This is a genomic window from Thermodesulfobacteriota bacterium (assembly GCA_036397855.1).
In the GTDB taxonomy this organism is placed as follows: Bacteria; Desulfobacterota_D; UBA1144; order Nemesobacterales; family CSP1-2; genus DASWID01.
This window is the reverse complement of the sequence record DASWID010000171.1, coordinates 1-19,066: the sequence shown is the minus strand read 5'-3', so window position 1 is coordinate 19,066 and position 19,066 is coordinate 1. Positions and strand designations below refer to the sequence as shown.

Below are 19,066 nucleotides of genomic sequence, written 5' to 3'. Positions count from 1 at the left end.
ACTAATCCAAACGTAGTTGCAAATGCACAAGATGGTGGGGCAGTAAGGGAGATTCTGAGGTGTGCTTTTGAGGAAGGGATCATTGAAGGTGCCGCAGTAGCTGGTCCCTCCGATAATCTATGGCTTGAGCCTGTACCGACTGTTGTAAAAAGCGTAGACGAGCTAATGCGTACTTCAAAATCTTGGTATACGTATTGCCCAACCCCCCTGGCTCTTGTAGAAGCCGTAGATAAATTCAAGTTAAAAAATCTCGCTTTAGTTGGGGTCCCATGCGAAATCTCGGGATACGCCGCAGCCTTAGGAGCGGATACAGGCTTTATCACTCCCGATAGAGGTTCAAAAAACGTAGAAAAACAGAAAAGACACCTCAGGCAATATGTGGATTCCGTAAGATTGGCAATAGGTCTTTTCTGTACCGAATCCTATGATTACGACGGTTATATGCGTGAATACATAATAGGAAAACTCGGGCTTGATCCTCGTGAAATAATCAAAGTAAACATAAAAAGAAAGGTTTTTATAGATTTGAGAGATGGAACAAGAATTGAAACTCCCCTCGAGGAATTAAAGCCTTATCACAGGGACCAGTGCGAATACTGTGGTGACTTTAGCGCCGAGTACGCCGATATTTCAGCCGGCGGTGTGGGAACAGAGGGATGGACAATACTTATCATTAGATCCGAATTGGGAGAAAGTATACTCAATCGTACCGTGCAAAAGGGGTATCTAGAGGTTAAGGACGCATCCGAGTTTGAACGCTCCATAAGTCTTTTGAAAAGATTCACCGACAATAAAAGAGCGAAGCAAATGAACAATTTATCTCAATTGGCATCTAGTGGGAGCCAGGATGTGCTAAAAACTGCCAATTAAATCGAGGGATAAATACTCACCTACGCGTTAAAGGGTTCTTACAATTAGCCCCAAGTAACTGATAAAACCCTATGCCTTTTTTGGAAGAGTTCACGATAAGGATTTCCTATAATTGTGAATCACGAATGCCGAGATAAAAAGAAATGCTATGAGGATTGCTCCAAAGATCTTTCTACGTTTGATTGTGGTTTCATCATCCTTCACTGCCTTTTCGATTTTGTCTATATCATCCGTGATCGTGCCAGTCCTGTCTATTATTAAGTCGACCGAAAGAACATGGGTTAAGCGGTGAAACTGGTTTCTGTTTGCAAAGAGTGCAGCTTCAAGGCTTTGCGTATCAAAACCCTCTTCCTTAACCTTCTCGATACTGTTATTAAGCTGGTCTATCTTCGTCTCCGTTCCTTCCATAACAAATTTTATCTTTTTTGCCCGTTCATAGGTGTGACACCTTGAGCAATTCTCTTCGCTGATAAGACCCACTGTAGCCCTTTGCTGATGGTGAGCGGTATGGCACGTAGTGCAAACTGGGCGTTTCTTCTTCTCGGTTAGCCAATGAGGACTCTTCATATAGTTCTCCATAACAGCCACATGGCACTTTCCACAGAACTCGGGAACCTCTTCTTCTGTAGGGGCCCCGACAAAACCTTCCCCCGGGCTCATTGCTTCCATATCCTGTAACTCAGGGTTGCCGCCGTGACAGTTGTTACAAGAGATACCATTTTGTTTGTGAATGCTTTCTTGCCAAAGCCCTACTGGCTTGGCCAAATCATCCCCAAACTCGGTATGGCAAGAAATGCAGGAGCTTTCCTGCTCTTGGGCAAAAACCTGAGCTACAAAAGCAAAGAGAAGCGAGCCAAAAGAAAAAAAGAGTAGATATTTGATGATCATCCTGTCTCCTTTTCTAGAGAATTTTTCCCAAAACAGTAAGGGCTAGAAACACCAAAACCCCAAGAACTGCAAGTATCAGGAAAACAGGTCTTTTTAACGGACTTCGTTCACTCCCGACATCAATTAGAGGTAAGAAGATAAGAAAAAGAATAAGCAAAATCTGTATAAATACCCCCAGAAACTTATTTGGAATGAGCTTAAGCATCTGGTAGGTTGCAAGAAAATACCACTCAGGTTTTATGTGAGGAGGTGTAAAAAATGGGTCCGCCGGTTCCAAGGCATCCGTTGGAAAATAAAGCTTTGGGTAGAAGAAGACAAAAATGAAAAGGATTCCAAGGAAAAAGTATATAACCTTCAGATCCTCTAAGGCAAAGTGGGGCACGAAGGGAACCTTTTTTACCTCTCCTGTCTTAGTCCCCGGAGGATTGGATATGCCGGTTCTCCTCATAAAGAACAGGTGCATGGCTACGAGCATTAGAAATAATAAGGGTACGACTATAACATGCAGGGTAAAAAATCTACCCAACGTTGCTTGCGCTACACTCTCACTGCCTCTCACCCACTTTACAAGCTCATTACCTATATAAGGCACCGCGCTTATCGTATCCGTTGCAACTGTCGTCGCCCAGTAGGAGAGCTGGCTCCAAGGAAGGAGATAGCCGGAGAGAGCTGCTAAAAATCCTAAAGATAAAAGCACGCAGCCCGATATCCACTGTAGCTCTCTGGGTTTCTTATAAGAGCCCATAAAAAGAGTACTCGCCATATGGAGAAAGAGTACGGCTATGAATATGTTCGCTGCCATGGCATGAACCCTTCTCATTAACCACCCGAATGGAACCTCGTTAGTTATATAAGTGACGCTATCAAAGGCTTTGTCTACATCGGGGATATAATATATGAGAAGCAATATCCCGGATATAAACTGAATTAAAAGCATTGCAAGGAGCACGGCACCCATAGAGTACCAAAAACTTAGATTTGCCGGGACCATATACCCGGTGAGATTACTTTTTATTACCTCTCTAATTCCAACTCTCTCATCGATCCAATCAACTATTTTCTTCAACTTATTAAGCCTCTAAAAGTTTTATTTCATTTCCCACGACTTTAACACCATACTGGGGAAGTGGCTTGGGAGGCGGGCCTGAAATAACGTTTCCATTGGCGTCAAATTTACCCGCGTGACAAGGACACAAAAAGATACCTGTATCCTTATTCCACTGTACAATACAACCTAGGTGTGTACATACGGCTGAAAAGGCCCTGAGCTCGCCCTTATAATCGATGACAACTGTGGGGTGACCAAAAGCAAGTCCTACTTTTGATCCCTCTTCTGAGACAGCCGACACCATTATGGGGTTACCCGAAGGGTTTACAAAAACCTTTTCTGTCTCGGCCGCCGATTTTGGTAAAAGGTATGCTACCATAGGCGGTATCCAGCTTAACACTGTAAGACCAAATATCCATTTAACAAGCGTGCCAAAGAAATCCCTTCTTCCGATTTCATCGCCCACCGGGGTTACCTCCTTAGTCTTTGATATGTTATTTGCAGTAAAAATAAAACTACCAAAACTACAACAAGCAAAGCAAACCAACCCCATATGCCTATGCTTCGTTTCTGAATTTCTATTATTTCTTCATTCCGTACCATCTCTACCTTCATTATATTTGGTTCGAGGTAAGGAACTCTGAATTCATAATCCAATGTAGATTCCACCAAAAGGGTCCCCCCAATTCCTTTCGGAAGAGGAAAGGTAAACTCCTCCCTCCGCGTTTCCTTTGGTCTAATACGATTATCGCTCTTTACAGAGGTAGCTTTTAGAAACATATCTTTAATATTTTCTTCTGGAATCTCTCTTCCCTCGCCATCAATGAGAACTCGTCTGTATATAACCTCCTTATTTTCAAGGGCCTGTCCCCTGCGATCCAGAAGTTTAACCGTGAGTATTACTTTACGTGAAGGAATGCCTGTGGGTAGAGAATGCCCCGCTTCTGAGTTGGTTACATAGACTACCACTGAGATGTGGTCATCGGCTTTGTCGATAACCTGGGTTAGCGTTGCAGCCCTGGTTATATTTATTTGAGAATGTCCCCCTAGAAATTTATGCGCAGTTACATTATGTTGGGTTCTTGCGATTTCAGGATTAACAATAGGGACCCCAAACTCTTCTGGCATATGACAATTCTGACATTGAATCCCCTTTTCCGCATAAGGCCCCCGTTTCCATTCCGTATAGGTGCTCATTACGTGAAATCCATTTTCATTTACGACTTCATGACATCCGGCGCAGAATTCGGCCTTTAGGTGGATCTCAGAATAGAGATTCTCATGTCCTATTTCCAAGTCGCTCTTAAGTGGACCTCTTTTTACAAAACCCAGCGCAAATTCAAATGGTTCTTGCTTACCTAGATTTACGCCTTTTATGGTATGACAAAAATCACATGTAACCCCTTCTTTGGTTATGTCCTGGGCGAAGTCAAAGTCGCCGGTAACCCTCACCGTAGGAGCATGACATTTAAGACAGAATCTTCTATTCTCTTCCTGCTCCACTTCATTATAAACACCGAGAAAAACAGGGTCGCTGATGGAAGAAGCATGTAAAGAATTTTTCCACTGCTTATATATCATTGTATGGCAGGTGCCACAGACGCGACTCTCTGTGTACCCTTCCTTCTTAACAATGGGATGGTCGGTCATGGCTCCTACGGTGAGGGGATTAACCAAGAGGCCCAGAATAATCATGAATAGATCCACTTTGTTCAGCATTCTGGAAAGAGGTTCCTAACAGTAAAACATCGTGTAAGACAAGTAAAGCCTTCCTTTCAGTCGCCACAACTGGTTCAGAGTTAATTTATCTTTTTCCACATCAAGAGTCCAGAATATACGAGGAATATAGTGAAAAATGAAAACGAAAATAGAAACAATGAAACTTATTGCACCAGCCACGAATGTCAGTTTTTTTCTAGTCACGCCCTAGCTTCATTGAGAGCAAGTTCCATGCCAAAGGGTCAACAGGCCATAAAATCCAACCCTTTTACTATCGCCTAATTATGTTTATCAAGAATAGCAAATGAGTTGTATGAAAATCTGACATACTAAATATTTTGCTTCTAACGAAACTCCCTGTAGCGAGCTACGGGGAATTTGCCAGTTAAATTGTTTTAGCGGTCTGTAATTGTTTGGCACAAAGTTTGCCCGATTACCCTTCAAGGAAATGAGATTGGTTCTTGTCGGACTTAATCATAAGACTGCTCCTGTTGAGGTAAGGGAGAATCTCTACTTTGAAAAGTCCTCCCTTGGAGCTGGACTGGATGGCTTGCGAGAAAAAGCCGGAATTCGAGAATGTGCAATCCTCTCTACCTGTAATCGTGTGGAGGTATATGCTGTAACGGAAAATGAAGAGGGCATAGAGGAAATTAAACGATTTCTATCCGAATTTCATGGTGTTCCTATACGGTACTTTGCTCGCTACGTGTATGTTTTGATCAGAAATGCTGTTACAAGGCACATGCTTCGAGTTACGTCCAGCCTAGATTCGATGGTGGTGGGTGAACCACAGATACTGGGACAGGTAAAGGATGCTTATAGAATGGCTGTTGAAAAAAAGACTACAGGGCCTATACTGAACCGACTTTTCGATCGTGCCTTTTTTGTTGCAAAGAGGGTGAGAACGGAAACCGGGATAGGAAGCTATACGACCTCGGTAAGTCATGCAGCGGTGGAGCTTACAAAAAGGATATTTGACGACCTTTCAAGAAGAAGAGTTATGCTCATAGGGGCAGGAGGCATGGGCAAGAATGCCCTGACTCATCTTGTAGCGGCAGGGGTAAGAGACTTAATAATTGCAAATCGCACGGTCGGGCGAGCCGAAGAGATCGCTAAAAAAACAGGGGGTAGAGCGATAAGAATCGAAGAGGCTTACAATTACCTAAAGGAATCCGACATAGTGATTACCGCCACCGGTTCTAAAGATTTTATAATAAAGACGCAGAACGTTCGGGATGCCCTAAAGCTCAGGCGTAATGAGCCCATGTTTATGATAGATATTGGGGTTCCCAGAGATATTGACCCGAGGGTTGGGGAGCTTGAAAACGTCTATCTTTACGATATGGATGACCTTCAAGGTTTCGTTCTTGAAACCTCCAATGTGAGGAATGATCACATACAGAAGGCTGAAGAGATAGTGCTTCAGGGAGACACAGAATTCCAGAAGTGGCTCGAAGGCCTTAAGGCCGTACCGACCATCATCTCCATAAGAAGAAGGTTTCATGAAATTAAACGCATTGAGGTTGAGAAGGCTTTAAAGAGGTTAGGCAACATCTCGGAAAGGGAGAAGGAGATCATAGAAGATATGGCATCTGGAATTATAGGTAAGATTCTCCATCACCCGGTCACCAGGTTAAAAACAGAGGCTTCTAAATTAACAGGTGACATCTATGTAGATACAATCCGGGAAATATTTAACCTTGATGAAGTGGCCAAATTAAAAGAATACTTCGTAGGAAACTCTGAAAATGAGGTTTAGTGGTTTACTGTACCTCGCCCTTTACTAGATCCGAATTGCGACTACCTCGAGTGGTATTAAATAAAAAACAAAAAATTAGCCCCTTGGTATCAACGAGATTATGGATCTTATAGCGCTCATTATCTAATATCGATATTCCCTCACCCCGAAGAAGCTCGTAGGACCTGTCACCTACTTCAAATGCCATGTTACCTTCCACAATCATGTGGAATGACGGATTGTACCAGAGGTAGGATTCATCAACCGAAGCTTTCGGCCCCAGCTCTATTGTTAATACTTCTATTGGGTCGCTTTCATATATTACACGAATACAGGTTGTTCCACGCTGAATAGACCTTAAAGAGTGCCCCTGTTTAAAGACCCGTACATCCGTGTGTTCCATCTTTCTGTCCACAAGTGCCTACAATTAAATTATCTACATGGCAATATCCATACCGAAGCATAAGACCGGTTGGACGAAAAATTTGTTAATTTCTAACTCCCTATAATTAAAAAGTATTTCCTTAACCCTGAATATCCATGATAGACGAGAATTTGAGAATTTATCCAGCCGATGATTTCAAAATGAAATGTTTCTCCTATAATTGATTGAAATGATTGATTTTTACGTTATTACAATTTGCAATAAATTGATGGATATTATACAAAATGCAATATATCAATTTTTTATCACGATGATAAATGAATCCCGGGCCTAACCAATCTTTCCATTTTTTAAACTGAGTTGATTCTAAGATACTGTCAATGCTAAGTTTATAGCGGGTGAGATGGTATTTCGCCAGACTTTACGAGCATTTTGAATGAAAGGTTTCTGGCATGATAATTGCTGCTAAATGTGTTAGTTGTGAGCTTAAAGAAAGATACACCGAAATCGAAACGCCTGTCGTCGGATAATCGGTTTTGCAGTAAAGAGAAAATGAAAAAAGACTTAAAGGAGTAAAATCATGGGTAAGAAAATAGGTTATGTACTCTTTACTATTTTACTCTCGGTACTGGCGTTCGGCATAATTAGTTGTGAAAATGAGGAGGGTGGTGGCGGGGGCGGTGCACCTCTCGAAGTACAACTTGATCAGACCCAGTGTAAAAGTGTAGGCTTCGGCGCCCAGGCACAGGTCACTGTCGAAGTGATTTCCACTACCAAAAGGCCCATTACCTATGAGTGGAAATTCGGTGTTGCGTCTGGAAACGTTGGAGAATGGCCTGGCGGCGACCCAGAGTTTGGTTTACCCGCCCCTACGCTCACAGGTGCTGATACTGATACAGTCTCGTTCACCACCTTTACTATTGAGGAAACTCTGGCCAATTTGAACAGAGGCCTTCGCGACAGATTTGAGATTCGGCCTTTCAGCGCTCAGGAGGTTAACTATATACTCGACGTTAAAGTAAGCGATGGTAAAGACGAGATAGAAGAAGAGATAAGGTGCACATCCGCTCCTCAGTATGGAGGTTGGGAAGATGAGTATATACCCTCAAATTTCGATCCCGAAACTGAGACCCTGCCCTTCCAGGCTAACACCCATCTTGGACTCCCGGTGTATTTTAACGGAGGAATTCAGAACTCCTATAATTGGTCAATAACCGGCAAGCCCGCCGGGTCAGCTGCATCAATCCCAGATGCATCCTCAAGAACCCCTCACTTCACCCCTGATGTGGTTGGAGATTATATGATTACGGAATCGGTCTCCAGAAATAGCTTTAGTATATTCAATGTAAGTGAATGGCTAGGAGTTACCGCAGATGGGGTCAACTGCATGGCTTGTCACTCTATAGCTCAGACAAGATCGGACGATGACAGAACCCTAACCCCAAAATATCAGCCATGGCTGGCTACCGGTCATGCATCATTCTTCCAAAGAGGCGTTGATGGAGAGTTATCTCCCAGCTATAACGAAGGCTGCATATACTGTCACACAGTAGGCTACGACCTGGGAAACACCATATTCAATGGCGGGTTTGACGATGTTCAAGAAATGGTTGGCTGGGAATTTCCCGCCGAGCTTATGCCCGGAAACTTCGATGCCATTCCAGCAGACCTTCAGGTTCTGGGAAACATACAGTGTGAAAACTGCCATGGACCAGGAAAAGAGCATGCAGAATCGGGCGGAAGCCCTGATGCGATAATAGTCAACTACACGGCTAATGATTGTTTCCAGTGTCACGATGAACCTCCATTTCACCTAATACCTAATCAATGGAACAACTCCCCGCACTCAAAATTTGTGACCACAGGAAACCTCCAAACGAGCCCATTGGGAGAGGACGATCCGGCACTCAATAGTAGCTGCGCACGTTGTCACAGCACAGCGGGGAACGTGATATGGATCAGGAACGGGGGCGAACCGGGCGACGTTCCGACTTTCGCTCCTCCGGCTGATTTTGCCGAGCCACAGACGTGTTCAGCGTGCCATGACCCGCACAATGAAGCCGGCTACCCGGCGCAGGTGAGGCGATTTGGCAGCTTTACCACCCTGGCCATGTACACGGTTCCGGATAGCGTCGGAGTAGGAGCGACGTGCATAGGATGCCATAACTCAAGGAGACCAATTAGCAACCCAAATACGCTAACAAACCAGAACGATGCGCACGCTAGCCTTCAGGGAGACATATTCCTTGGTGAGAACCTTTGGTTCGAATCGGATGCCCCTGGTGGAGTGTATCCAAATTCACCCCATAGCACCGCTACCGAAAACGCATGCGTGGACTGCCATATGGCTGCGAATCGCGACCAGGCTGGCCCTGAACGCAATCGGGTTGGAGACCATACGCATCTTGTAAAAGATGGGGATACAGATTTTGAAAACACGGGTCTACTCCCCACGGATCAAAATCCGCAAGGGTCAGGCTGTTTGTCAGCCGGATGTCATGCCACTTCAGGCGAGACATTTGCATTCAATATTCCGCATACCTATGGAGACTTCAATGGTAATGGCATGAGAGAAGGCGTACAAACCGAGGTTGAAGGCCTTTTAGAAGCTCTCAAGGACGAAATAGGTGAATTTGCAATGGATGCAGGCTGGGATGCCGGTTGTGTTCCAGAAGGCAAGCCCAGTCCGGTTCCGTTCCACGGAAGGGTCAGACTGCTGAAGAGTTGCTGCACGATAGAACAGGCAGAGACAGACGAGTCCTGCTTTACTCATCCGGCAGGGGGAATCCCTGACGAAGACGTATTCAAGGCGTCCTTCAACTTTCTTGCTTTAGAGGAAGACAAGAGTGAGGGGGTGCATAACACAGCTTTCGCAGTCACTGCACTTAGGACCTCATACGAGCAAGTTGCCGGAGTACCGTTCAGTGGAGATCCCTATCCGCATGCAGAAGATTGGGATGGAATACATCCTGCTGTAGTTGAGCAAGATAACGTTGGCAGATGCGTGGGTTGTCACTTTGAGGACAATCCCTACAATGCCCCGTTCCCGGCACCCTTTGCTATAGCTCAAGCGCCGTGTAGCTCATGCCATCAGGAGTAAAGGGACACAGCGAACTACGGTTAGTGTTTATCTCTGAGGATTGGGATCAGGGCCCGTTTTCTGGACATCGGTCCTGATCCTTTTTTAATTCTGTGTTTATTTACCACACTTTCGCCATATCGTGACTGGGGAGATTCCAAGGATCTCTGCGGCCTTAATTCTGTTTCCGCCGCAGTATCTTAGAACCTCCTTTATATAGCCATCCTCAACTTCCTTCAATGTCCGGAACCCTTTGTCTACCGGTTCCCTTTTTGCCTCCTTTTCTCTCTCAGCGGGTGGGATTTCAGTTCCCTCAAGAATGTGTTGAGGTAGGTGATGGCTCCGGATAAGGCCATTTATTTCTGCGAATATTACCGCACGCTCAATTGCATTCTTGAGCTCTCTTATGTTGCCGGGCCAATCATAATCGATGATGCGAGCCATTGCCCCTTCAGAAAAATCAAAAATGTTTTTTTTCAGCTCCTCTGAATACTTCTTAAGAAAGTGCCTGGCAAAAATGGGAATGTCTTCTTTTTGTTCGCGTAAGGGCGGAATTTTTATCTGTACGACGTTCAGGCGATAATATAGGTCATCACGGAAATTGCCCTCTCTGACCTCCTGTGTAATCTCTTTATTAGTGGCGGCAACTACTCTTACATCCACGCTAATTTCATCTTCTGACCCCACTCTCTTTATTTTCTTTGCCTCTAGTGCGCGAAGAATCTTAGCCTGCATATCCTTTTTCATCTCGCTGATCTCATCCAAGAAAAGAGTCCCTCCATCCGCCAGTTCAAAACTACCCTTCTTAGTATAGATTGCTCCGGTAAAGGCGCCCTTCTTATGACCGAAGAGCTCGCTTTCCAGAAGTGTCTCCGGTATGGCGGCACAATTCACCGTGACGAAGGAGTTGTTACTTCGGAGGCTTTTAAAGTGAATGATTCGTGCAAGAACCTCTTTCCCTGTGCCGCTTTCTCCTAAAATTAACACGCTGGAATCTGTCTCAGATACCTTGAGAGCAAGGTCAAACACTTCATGCATTTTCTTGCTATTCCCGATGACCACATCCTGTCCGTAGAAGTTCCCCAGTTCATGTCTAAGATTTATGCTTTCATCTCCCAGTTTCTTCTGTTGAAAAGCTCTATTGACAATGAAACGGATCTGATCCGGTTTAAAGGGCTTTGTAATATAATCTATGGCTCCATGCCTCATAGAGGTAATTGCCGTATCGATCGAAGCGTATCCGGTAATCATACAGACAACAATTCGAGGATTAATCTCCTTAATTTGGTCTAATATCTGAAGTCCATCTAGCTCCGGCATTCGGATGTCGCAGATAACCATATCGTAGCCATCTGTGCCGACCATTTTTAGCGCTTCATATCCATCTTGAGAGGCACTGACTGAATAACCACTTCGCTCAAGTGTCTTTTTTATGGACTCACAGATATTCTGCTCATCGTCAACCACCAGAATACGTCCTTTGCTCTCTTCTTTATTGCTCATACACATAGATTAACCCTCTATTGGGATAAGGATTTCTACGCCCGTTCCCGTTATTTGTATACCAGCTTCGTCTTTAGGTTCATCGATTGTAGCACTATAAATTTCGATCCTCCCACCATGGTCATGGATAATTCTATGGCTGATCGAGAGCCCGAGTCCCGACCCCCCTCTCTTTGTCGTAAAAAATGGATCAAAGACCTTTTGTCTCATTCTTTGTGGGATGCCCGGGCCGTTATCTCGAACACAGATATTGACAAAATTACCATTCAGGTAAGTTTTGAGAGTTAGGATCCCATCCCCGTGCATTGCCTGAACTGCGTTGGTGATTGTGTTCATGAAAACCCGTTGCATTTGGTCCGGATCGCAATATACCGGAGGAAGATTGCTTGAGAAATCATCGTTTACAACGATTTTTTCTAAATCCACACTATGACGTAACATATTGAGCGATTCCCCTAGAAGGGAATTTATATTACAGGGGATCTTATCGGGGATACTGTGCCTCGAAAAATCAAGAAGTTCATTGATTATCTGTATGCATCTATTCGTGTCCTCATTTATTTTTTCAAGCTCATTGTAAAGATCGGAGCTTGCTTTGACATCTTCCATCAAGAGACCAACGCTCATAAGGATGCTCGTCAATGGATTATTGAGTTCATGGGCAACTCCGCTGGCCAGAAGTCCTATCGAGGCCAGCTTCTCGGACTGACGTAAGTTCTCATCCTTTCGCATCAGTTCCTCGGTTCTCTCCTTAACCTTCTCTTCCAGTCCTTGCCTGTAAAGTTCGACCCGTTCTCTGTATCCCTTAATTTCATCAATCATCGAGTTAAACGATTCGGCAAGCTCTCCCACCTCATCACGTTGTGCAACATTCACATGACAGTCCAAGTTGCCTTTGATAATATGTTTAGTTCCCTGGAGCAGACTCCGGATAGGATTTGCTATTTTTCGGGAAATAATGTACGCCACAGATACAGACATTGCCATGACCGATAGAGAAAAAACGAATAGATAGCGGAGAGTCTTACGGCCCTCCTCGTACGATTGGGTCTTGAGTAGCTGTACACGTTCAATCAGCGCCCGGGACATAAAATTAAGACGGGCACTCAGAAAGTAAAGTATATCGTTAATTTCTTTAACTGCATTAGAACCGTGCGAGTTCCTTGACAGATCATCGAGACCAAAGAGCCCTTGGGCGACTTCCTTGATGTTGCTTACCCCGAGAAGAATGCTATTTGCCATTTCCCTTGGCTCATTCGACGCGAAGTGGCAGGAAGAATTAGCACAGGTGTTTAGTTTCGTATCAACGCTATTTAATAATCTGTCAAAATGATCCCTAGCGTTAATATCTCCATTAATAGTATATTCGTTCACCGGTATAACGAGGTTCGCAACAGCTATGTTTAACTCCCTGGTTGCATCAAGGGAGGTGGTAATTTCCTCCAGCTGCTTATTTATTCCTATGAGCTTGCGAATTGAGTAATAGCTGAATCCTCCCAAGATGAGAGCTGCCGGCAGTAAAAGAACTAAAAAGCCTAGCATCAGTTTTGCGGCTATACTTATCCTCATGTCTATTACGAAGGTTTTGTGCAAGAACGATACCAAGGAAAATCGTTTTAATATGGTGAGAATTTGGTTGGTAAAGAATGTAAGATGTCATAAATTCAGACGGCATAAAGTGATCGATCACGCTGATGAGGATAGTACCAATGAGGAAGCTACTACGCGAATTCATGACATTTTAACCCGCAAATTCCCTGTAGCTTGCGATAGGCATTACACTGTTACTGCTGTGACCCACAACCCTGCGGTTCTCCGTCATTGCGAAATTTGAGAGGCAAATTGAAGCAATCTCACAAAGTGTCATTCCCACATTCCGTAAGTGGGAATCCAGGTTTGCTCCCATTCTGTCTTTGCGAGAGGTTTTATCCCAAAGCAATCTCATCTTTTCTTAATTCTTGGGGATTGCTTCGTCCCCTTCGAATTCTCTCAGGATCCCTCGCAATTGCAGGTGTTAGATATTTAGGGGCTAGAATCTATAATTATTTTTTCGAGATCGAATTTAAAATTTACAATTTTTTGAATGCCCATTTAAATCATTTCCATTGGAGACGGGCTCAGAAAAATAGCACATTCAAAATAAAAATATTATCCACAAATTATGTGACATCTCTAGCAATGACTCAAGAGCCTTTTGTTTTAGGTACTTTTACCCGGAACCTTGCTGCAAGGTTATTCATTTATGAAAAGGCGTCTCTACCGATTCTTAATTTAAGTGTCACAATTCCGGGCTCGATTTGCCTTATAAATATCCTAGCTCAAGAATTAATTAGCCTTCTTCAGGCTCGTCAAATATGCTACCAAATTCTGTAGTTCTTCATCAGTCCCTCTGAAAGCAGGCATCTTGGCTTCAGGTATAAGAGATTTTGGATCTTTCATATATTTTGTCAACCACTCGGCATCCTTTTTATCGCCTATATCAGAGAGGTCTCCCCCTTTCTTACCACCACTACCATCTACGGTATGACATAGGCCACACTTTTTTGCAGTATACACCTCTTTGCCCTTTTCTACCGATCCTTCCTCACCCTGAGCAAAACGATTGCCCATGCTGGAAGTCATCAAAATGGCCATTCCAATGATAAAAACTAATACATGTCTCATCTCAAGGATCCTCCTGTATTAAAGAATTAGTTTAGACTTCATACTCGCTTCGCTTATTTTAAATCCTTTCTTCATAACGTATAAACTTCGTACTAGATCTATTGTTTCAAGGTTTAATCTCTTTGCGCAATTATTATGTTGGCACCGCATGTTTCGTTAGACACAAATCCTTTAACCTGAAAAAGTCATTTGTAAGGTATATATATGGAGAGACTCTTCTTTTGTCTTAAACTCGGATTACTTTTTCTCCTGCTCCTCTCGCAAATGCTTCTGGATCTCTTCCCATGATTGTATAGAGCCCGCTGTTATGGGACTTATAGATGTTGTGGGAATCAGAGGATAAAAGTGGACTCCGTTTTTAACATGACAGTTAACACAACTAGCGTAGAGCTTTCCAAAAGCGGCCTGAAATACATCTGTTTTGTTCGAATCTATCGCTTCAATGAGCCCCGGATAATTAGCTGAAAGAAGTCCCTCTATTCCCGACCTTCTTCTTGGATCGACCACTGCCGCCTTTTCCAATGTCTCTTCGATTTTCCTTGCCTGGAGCTTTGCATACTGTGTTTTTCCGGTGACCCCTGCTGCAAACAACTCATTAAGACGGATTCCAGTCCACAACATGAGGTCGGCATAAGACGGTTGAACAAGCCCAAGTTCGTTTACCTTTTCTTCAGTTGATCCAGTAAGCCAAGTGGGTACTGAGGGTTTATAATAACCAGTGTCCTTCATGACAGCTAATCCTACTCCAACAATTAGAAAGGAGATGATGATTGAAACAAATAAAGATTTCTTCATATGACTTATCCTCCATTGCTGACATTGGTGTGGAACATTGTATCTGGAATTTAGCTGGAATCAAGAACTCAAAAAGACACAGGACGGTGCCCTCCCACTTGTTTAACTATTCACATACCTGACTTGGTAAATTTATAAAAAGAACAAATCAATTTGGCGTAGCATGACAATTGACACAGAGCTTATTATCTTCGAGTGGAAGACGGAGGAGCACCTTTGTTTTCTCGGGTAGCGCAATCTTTCCCCCTCTCTCCGGAATTACAACCTGGGTTATAAACTCCTTTTCATGCTGTCCAAGCTCTATTTCGTAAACAATCCTACCTTTAATGATTCCCTGTGGATGGGGGTCATGACAGGAAAAACAGGCAACTTTATTGTTCTCATCGCCGGGAAGACTACTCGATTGAGGAATTGAATATTCTAAATGCTCCTTTGATCCCACATGCTGAGATGCCGAATGACACGCCAAGCACGCCTCTGATGGTTCAAAGTTAAGCAGGTAATTAGGCGCTTTCTCTCCCTCTTTAGGTAGCTCCGAATGGCAAAAAAGGCAATTCCCCTCATCTTTAGGATTTTCTTCCATTGCTGAGTGTGGACTTTCCTGGGACCTGGAAATCGAATAGGAAAGCAAAATGAATGTTATCAATAACAATATCTTCTTGCCTTTTAATTTACCTGTCATACCCGCCCCTTATATGGCACTGGTCACAAAAGGACTTGAGCTCGTGACAGTTTCCACATTCTCTCGGATTTGCCCTGGCTTCGATGCCATGGATAAACCTAAAATTCCTGTCGTGAACCCTCAGGGTGGGAAGATCTCTTCTCTTATGGCAATCTTCGCAGAACCTGGGGCTGTGACAGGTGTTGCAAGAATTCGCATCCGCCTTTGCGAATACTGCATGTTTTACAGACCAATTAAAGTTATGATTAGCAGGTGTTATACCGCGCATATCGACATGGCAAGTGTCACAACTATTCGGTGCGATACTACCTGCCTGAGGATTAAAATGACAAAAATGACATGTTTCTTTCCCCGGTATTAGGGATTTGCCCGAAATTTCAGCCCTTTTCTCTTCTTCTTTCTCCTCAATTACAAAACCAACTGGATGACATGCTTCACAGTCAAGTCCCTCTTCGCTCAGCACGTTCTCATGCAATTTATGAGAAAAATGCTTCTGAGGTGTTACCGGCTTGTCTTGTTTCCACCCCCACTCGATGTCTCGCTCCTGCTTCCGGCAACCATAGAATGCTAAAAAAATCAAAATGATAATTAAGATAAATTTATTTTTCATTTTGTCCCCGAGAAATAGTAGCTAAGTCCTAGGTCAACCCTTGCATCCTTATTGAAATCAGGATTGGTATTTAATTCTACATCTGCCTTCAACGTGAGGTTTTTAACCAGAAGATACTCAAAACCCATTATGTAGCTGAATGCGTTACCTTCCTGATTGGTTATCTTATTGTAATAGGCATACGCAAACGCAAATTGGAGATCCAATCCGTTATAGATCTGCTCGTTTAAATTGAAATTGAGACCAAATGCATAGTCGTCGTCCCTTCCATCGATAAAATAAAAACCATTAAACGCCGTGAGACCAATATCGCGCCAGAAGTCCCACGAAAATCCAAGCCTTGCGATATTACCATTCCTGTCTATATCATCGAGAACATCGTAGTTGGAAAAAGCGTAACTGGCTTGGACCTCCAGAAAACTGGCAGGTATGAAGGTCACACCCACCTTGGCCTGATTAAGACGTCCAACCGAAAAGATGTCATATATTGGATCAAGCTGAAATTCTTTGCGTTCCTCATCAAGATCGTAGTTATCGTATTCGAGATTGAGGAAAAGGGATCTGGTCAATGTGATTCCCAATCCGACTGTAAGCAGGCCTAGATTTCCCTCCCCTACATCAATTTCGGCGAGTCCGTAAAAATCTGCAAAGTCAGTAAAGGGTACAACCCTGTTGAAAGAGATATTAACGAAGTTTCTCGAAGAAAAATCCTGCGGATTATAGAATTCATAGCCTATTGTGAATAACGTGCCCAGAATTTTACTGGATTTTAATTTAATCCCTGCCGCAGCAAAGCTTCTGAATGGCCGCTCGGGCTCGGGTTGGAGGTCTTTATCCTGGTATCCGCCATATGCTACAAGTTCGATTCCGTTCACGGGCTTAAAGCTTACCGAGCCGCCGTCGAGAAGAAAAAAGGTTACACTTTCGGTTATGATCTGCCTTCCTAAACGGACCTCAAATGTATTTGATTTATTAGAATACTGGATGAATGCATTATAAAGATCGAAAGACTCATCCTCCCCATTGAATATATCTCTATATCTCATAAAGGTGTTGAAAGATAGGCCATTTGAAGGGCTTGCAGCATTCAATTCCAGGTATTGATAAAAGGGATAAACATTCTTTCGGGTTCTATCCGGACGAAGCAAAGGGCTGGGCGCCTGAAATAGGGTAAGCGTGTTCCCAAAAAAACCCAAACTCCTCGGACGGATCATCTCTACCTGGCCAAATGCCGATCTTTCACCTAATAAGAATATTAGAATCATGAAAGACGCGGGTAGAATCGCTCTTTTCACTCATCAACTCCGTTATCACCATGACATATAGGACAACTGGCGAGACCTTCTTCCTCAACCAATGCCTGTATCTCCTCTATCGGGAGGAGACCACCTGTACGGTCGACCTGATGAATATCAAACTCTGGGTGGCACGCGAAGCAATCTGAACGACCCCATCCATCAGGGTGTTCCTCTTCTGTGACGATCAGCCCTTCGGGGCTGTCAAAAATATTGCCAAAGTCTTGACCCTCATTCTGTTCGCCCACACAACCTATGATGCCAACGAAGAACAATACGAACAGGATCTTCTTCATTTAACTCCCGTTTTATAGCTAGTTCGGACGCTCAATACGCGTCTCCGGTGGAAGACCGGGCAAATGGACTTCTTTCACGCCAAGGAACTCACCCACACCGTGACACTCTATACAGGCACCCTCCGGTTGAGCCCCGCCAGGATGGCCCTCTCCAGCAAGTGCATCCCCAGCTTCGTTTACAACAAGGCTGTCATGACAAGCCGTACAAACCGAGATAACTGGCTCAGTAAAGAATGTCTCTGTGATCGTTTTGGATGATTCTTCCCTTTCGAACTCATGGTTGGTAGAAGGTAAGACCTTCCCACCTAAGATACCTTGACCGGGGTTTAAGATGTATGTACTAGGCAAATGACACGCCTCACAATCCCTCCTGTCACCCGGGAAGCGGATCTCACTAAAGTCAGTAGGTCTCTCAAACTGGTTAGGGAACATCCCTCCAGGGGGAGAATAAAGGAAGTATGGCTTATTAGTCAGATCCTCTCCTGTATGGATTTTATGGATCATGATCCTAAAAGCAACAGAGTTGGTGATAGTTGGTTCCCCGATAGGTGGAATTTGTCTGCTTAATGTGTCATGCGAAGGGTTGTGGCAGAGAACACAGTATACGGTATCGTTTCTGATGCCACCGTGAATGCTGAAGTCCTTTGAAAATACGCCGTGGCAGTTGATACACTTTGTCGACGAATCAACTGCCATTCGCCGTGGGACAGCTTCGGAATCTGTAACAGGAAAGTCGAAAATTACATTGTGTCCTGCGTCACGAACCTGGTTAAAGGCCTCACCAGGATCCTCCGTGCCGTTTCCATTGGGATCCCTTGTACCATCACAATTTGTCCCTCCTTTTCTTTGGCTGGCACCCTCAACTGTAGCACACTTATACCCTTCTATCCCCACGGTATAGGTGCCAGTCGCATCGGTCGGAATCTTGGCTGTAAAAGTATAAGTAAAATTACCGGACGCATCCGGTCCTACGGCACTTTGCCTTGGGTCTTCCTGTTTATAATCCTCCGCCCCAGGAGTCCACGGGCTCAAGGGGTCTCCGGGTATAGGTAACCCGTCGTCGTTATAGTCTTGGATAAAATACTCGATTGTTGACCCAGCAAGGGTGAGTCTCAGGAAGTTCAGATCAGATGGTGGAATAGTCTCTCCTGAATCGGTTTTAATACTAAAGGTCACCTTAGGCCGTTCTCCAGGTGCTACAGTATCTGACATCATATCTGCACTTTCGACGCTCACAATCTCAAAGTTTACTCCCGGAACCTGGGCCGATTTCAGGGGAATTGTGTGAGTTCCGACAACCGAGAGGTCAAACTCTTTATCTGTAGATGGGAGATGGCAACCGTTGCAATTATTATCACTAAGCTGTATCCCTCCGCCATGATTCTCTCCGCTTTCAAAGTTTACATCGTCATGGCAGGAGCCACAGGCAGCCCTCGATGGTTCAGTCTTGAAGTTGTCGCTCTGTGTTCCTCCCGTATGACACTTAGTGCAGTT

General features: G+C 44.1%; 18 protein-coding genes. 3 read left to right on the top strand and 15 right to left on the bottom strand.

The window, feature by feature from the left end:
- The coding region (locus VGA95_13225) for a Coenzyme F420 hydrogenase/dehydrogenase, beta subunit C-terminal domain (protein HEX9667502.1) at nucleotides 1-870 on the top strand (870 nt) is incomplete at its 5' end.
- A 90-nt stretch (nucleotides 871-960) separates the two neighbouring features.
- Here VGA95_13225 and VGA95_13220 read toward each other — a convergent pair.
- The 4 genes from VGA95_13220 to VGA95_13205 are packed head-to-tail and all read right to left on the bottom strand — an operon-like array spanning nucleotide 961 to nucleotide 4,525.
- A complete protein-coding gene (locus VGA95_13220; GenBank protein HEX9667501.1) occupies nucleotides 961-1,758 on the bottom strand; it encodes a multiheme c-type cytochrome in 798 nt (265 codons plus the stop codon).
- Nucleotides 1,759-1,771: 13 nt separating this feature from the next.
- A complete protein-coding gene (locus tag VGA95_13215; GenBank protein ID HEX9667500.1) occupies nucleotides 1,772-2,824 on the bottom strand; it encodes a cytochrome bc complex cytochrome b subunit in 1,053 nt (350 codons plus the stop codon).
- Between the two features lie 4 nt (nucleotides 2,825-2,828).
- The gene (locus VGA95_13210; protein ID HEX9667499.1) at nucleotides 2,829-3,272 is read right to left on the bottom strand and encodes a ubiquinol-cytochrome c reductase iron-sulfur subunit; all 444 of its coding nucleotides are present in this window, start codon (nucleotides 3,270-3,272) and stop codon (nucleotides 2,829-2,831) included.
- Between the two features lie 5 nt (nucleotides 3,273-3,277).
- A complete protein-coding gene (locus VGA95_13205; protein HEX9667498.1) occupies nucleotides 3,278-4,525 on the bottom strand; it encodes a multiheme c-type cytochrome in 1,248 nt (415 codons plus the stop codon).
- Between the two features lie 409 nt (nucleotides 4,526-4,934).
- Here VGA95_13205 and hemA point away from each other — a divergent pair, with 409 nt between their 5' ends.
- Complete coding sequence (gene hemA / locus VGA95_13200; GenBank protein ID HEX9667497.1) at nucleotides 4,935-6,284, top strand: glutamyl-tRNA reductase; 1,350 nt, start codon at nucleotides 4,935-4,937, stop codon at nucleotides 6,282-6,284.
- 4 nt (nucleotides 6,285-6,288) lie between these two features.
- Here hemA and VGA95_13195 read toward each other — a convergent pair whose 3' ends face one another.
- The gene (locus VGA95_13195) at nucleotides 6,289-6,678 is read right to left on the bottom strand and encodes a hypothetical protein (GenBank protein HEX9667496.1); all 390 of its coding nucleotides are present in this window, start codon (nucleotides 6,676-6,678) and stop codon (nucleotides 6,289-6,291) included.
- Nucleotides 6,679-7,228: 550 nt separating this feature from the next.
- Here VGA95_13195 and VGA95_13190 point away from each other — a divergent pair.
- Nucleotides 7,229-9,748: a hypothetical protein gene (locus VGA95_13190; protein ID HEX9667495.1), complete on the top strand. Its 2,520-nt coding sequence runs from the start codon at nucleotides 7,229-7,231 to the stop codon at nucleotides 9,746-9,748.
- Between the two features lie 96 nt (nucleotides 9,749-9,844).
- Here the strand turns inward: VGA95_13190 and VGA95_13185 are convergent, their stop codons facing one another.
- The 10 genes from VGA95_13185 to VGA95_13140 form a co-directional block, all read right to left on the bottom strand.
- Nucleotides 9,845-11,230, bottom strand: coding sequence for a sigma-54 dependent transcriptional regulator (locus tag VGA95_13185; protein HEX9667494.1), 1,386 nt, complete (start codon nucleotides 11,228-11,230; stop codon nucleotides 9,845-9,847).
- A gap of 9 nt (nucleotides 11,231-11,239) precedes the next feature.
- Nucleotides 11,240-12,823: an ATP-binding protein gene (locus VGA95_13180; protein HEX9667493.1), complete on the bottom strand. Its 1,584-nt coding sequence runs from the start codon at nucleotides 12,821-12,823 to the stop codon at nucleotides 11,240-11,242.
- A 148-nt stretch (nucleotides 12,824-12,971) separates the two neighbouring features.
- Nucleotides 12,972-13,175 (bottom strand): hypothetical protein, encoded by a 204-nt coding sequence (locus VGA95_13175; protein ID HEX9667492.1) that lies wholly within the window; start codon nucleotides 13,173-13,175, stop codon nucleotides 12,972-12,974.
- A 380-nt stretch (nucleotides 13,176-13,555) separates the two neighbouring features.
- Entirely contained in the window at nucleotides 13,556-13,894 is a 339-nt protein-coding gene (locus VGA95_13170) for a cytochrome c (protein HEX9667491.1), read from the bottom strand.
- Between the two features lie 237 nt (nucleotides 13,895-14,131).
- Complete coding sequence (locus tag VGA95_13165) at nucleotides 14,132-14,689, bottom strand: hypothetical protein (GenBank protein HEX9667490.1); 558 nt, start codon at nucleotides 14,687-14,689, stop codon at nucleotides 14,132-14,134.
- Between the two features lie 148 nt (nucleotides 14,690-14,837).
- Nucleotides 14,838-15,371, bottom strand: coding sequence for a hypothetical protein (locus VGA95_13160; GenBank protein ID HEX9667489.1), 534 nt, complete (start codon nucleotides 15,369-15,371; stop codon nucleotides 14,838-14,840).
- Nucleotides 15,361-15,981 (bottom strand): cytochrome c3 family protein, encoded by a 621-nt coding sequence (locus VGA95_13155; protein ID HEX9667488.1) that lies wholly within the window; start codon nucleotides 15,979-15,981, stop codon nucleotides 15,361-15,363. The genes VGA95_13160 and VGA95_13155 overlap by 11 nt, the downstream gene beginning before the upstream one ends.
- Nucleotides 15,978-17,276 carry a hypothetical protein gene (locus VGA95_13150; protein ID HEX9667487.1) on the bottom strand — a complete coding sequence of 433 codons (1,299 nt, stop codon included), beginning with the start codon at nucleotides 17,274-17,276 and terminating at the stop codon, nucleotides 15,978-15,980. The genes VGA95_13155 and VGA95_13150 overlap by 4 nt, the downstream gene beginning before the upstream one ends.
- Nucleotides 17,273-17,572 carry a hypothetical protein gene (locus VGA95_13145; GenBank protein ID HEX9667486.1) on the bottom strand — a complete coding sequence of 100 codons (300 nt, stop codon included), beginning with the start codon at nucleotides 17,570-17,572 and terminating at the stop codon, nucleotides 17,273-17,275. Before VGA95_13145 ends, VGA95_13150 begins: the two co-directional genes overlap by 4 nt.
- An 18-nt stretch (nucleotides 17,573-17,590) precedes the next feature.
- Nucleotides 17,591-19,066: OmcA/MtrC family decaheme c-type cytochrome (locus VGA95_13140; GenBank protein ID HEX9667485.1), on the bottom strand; the 1,476-nt coding region annotated here is incomplete at its 5' end.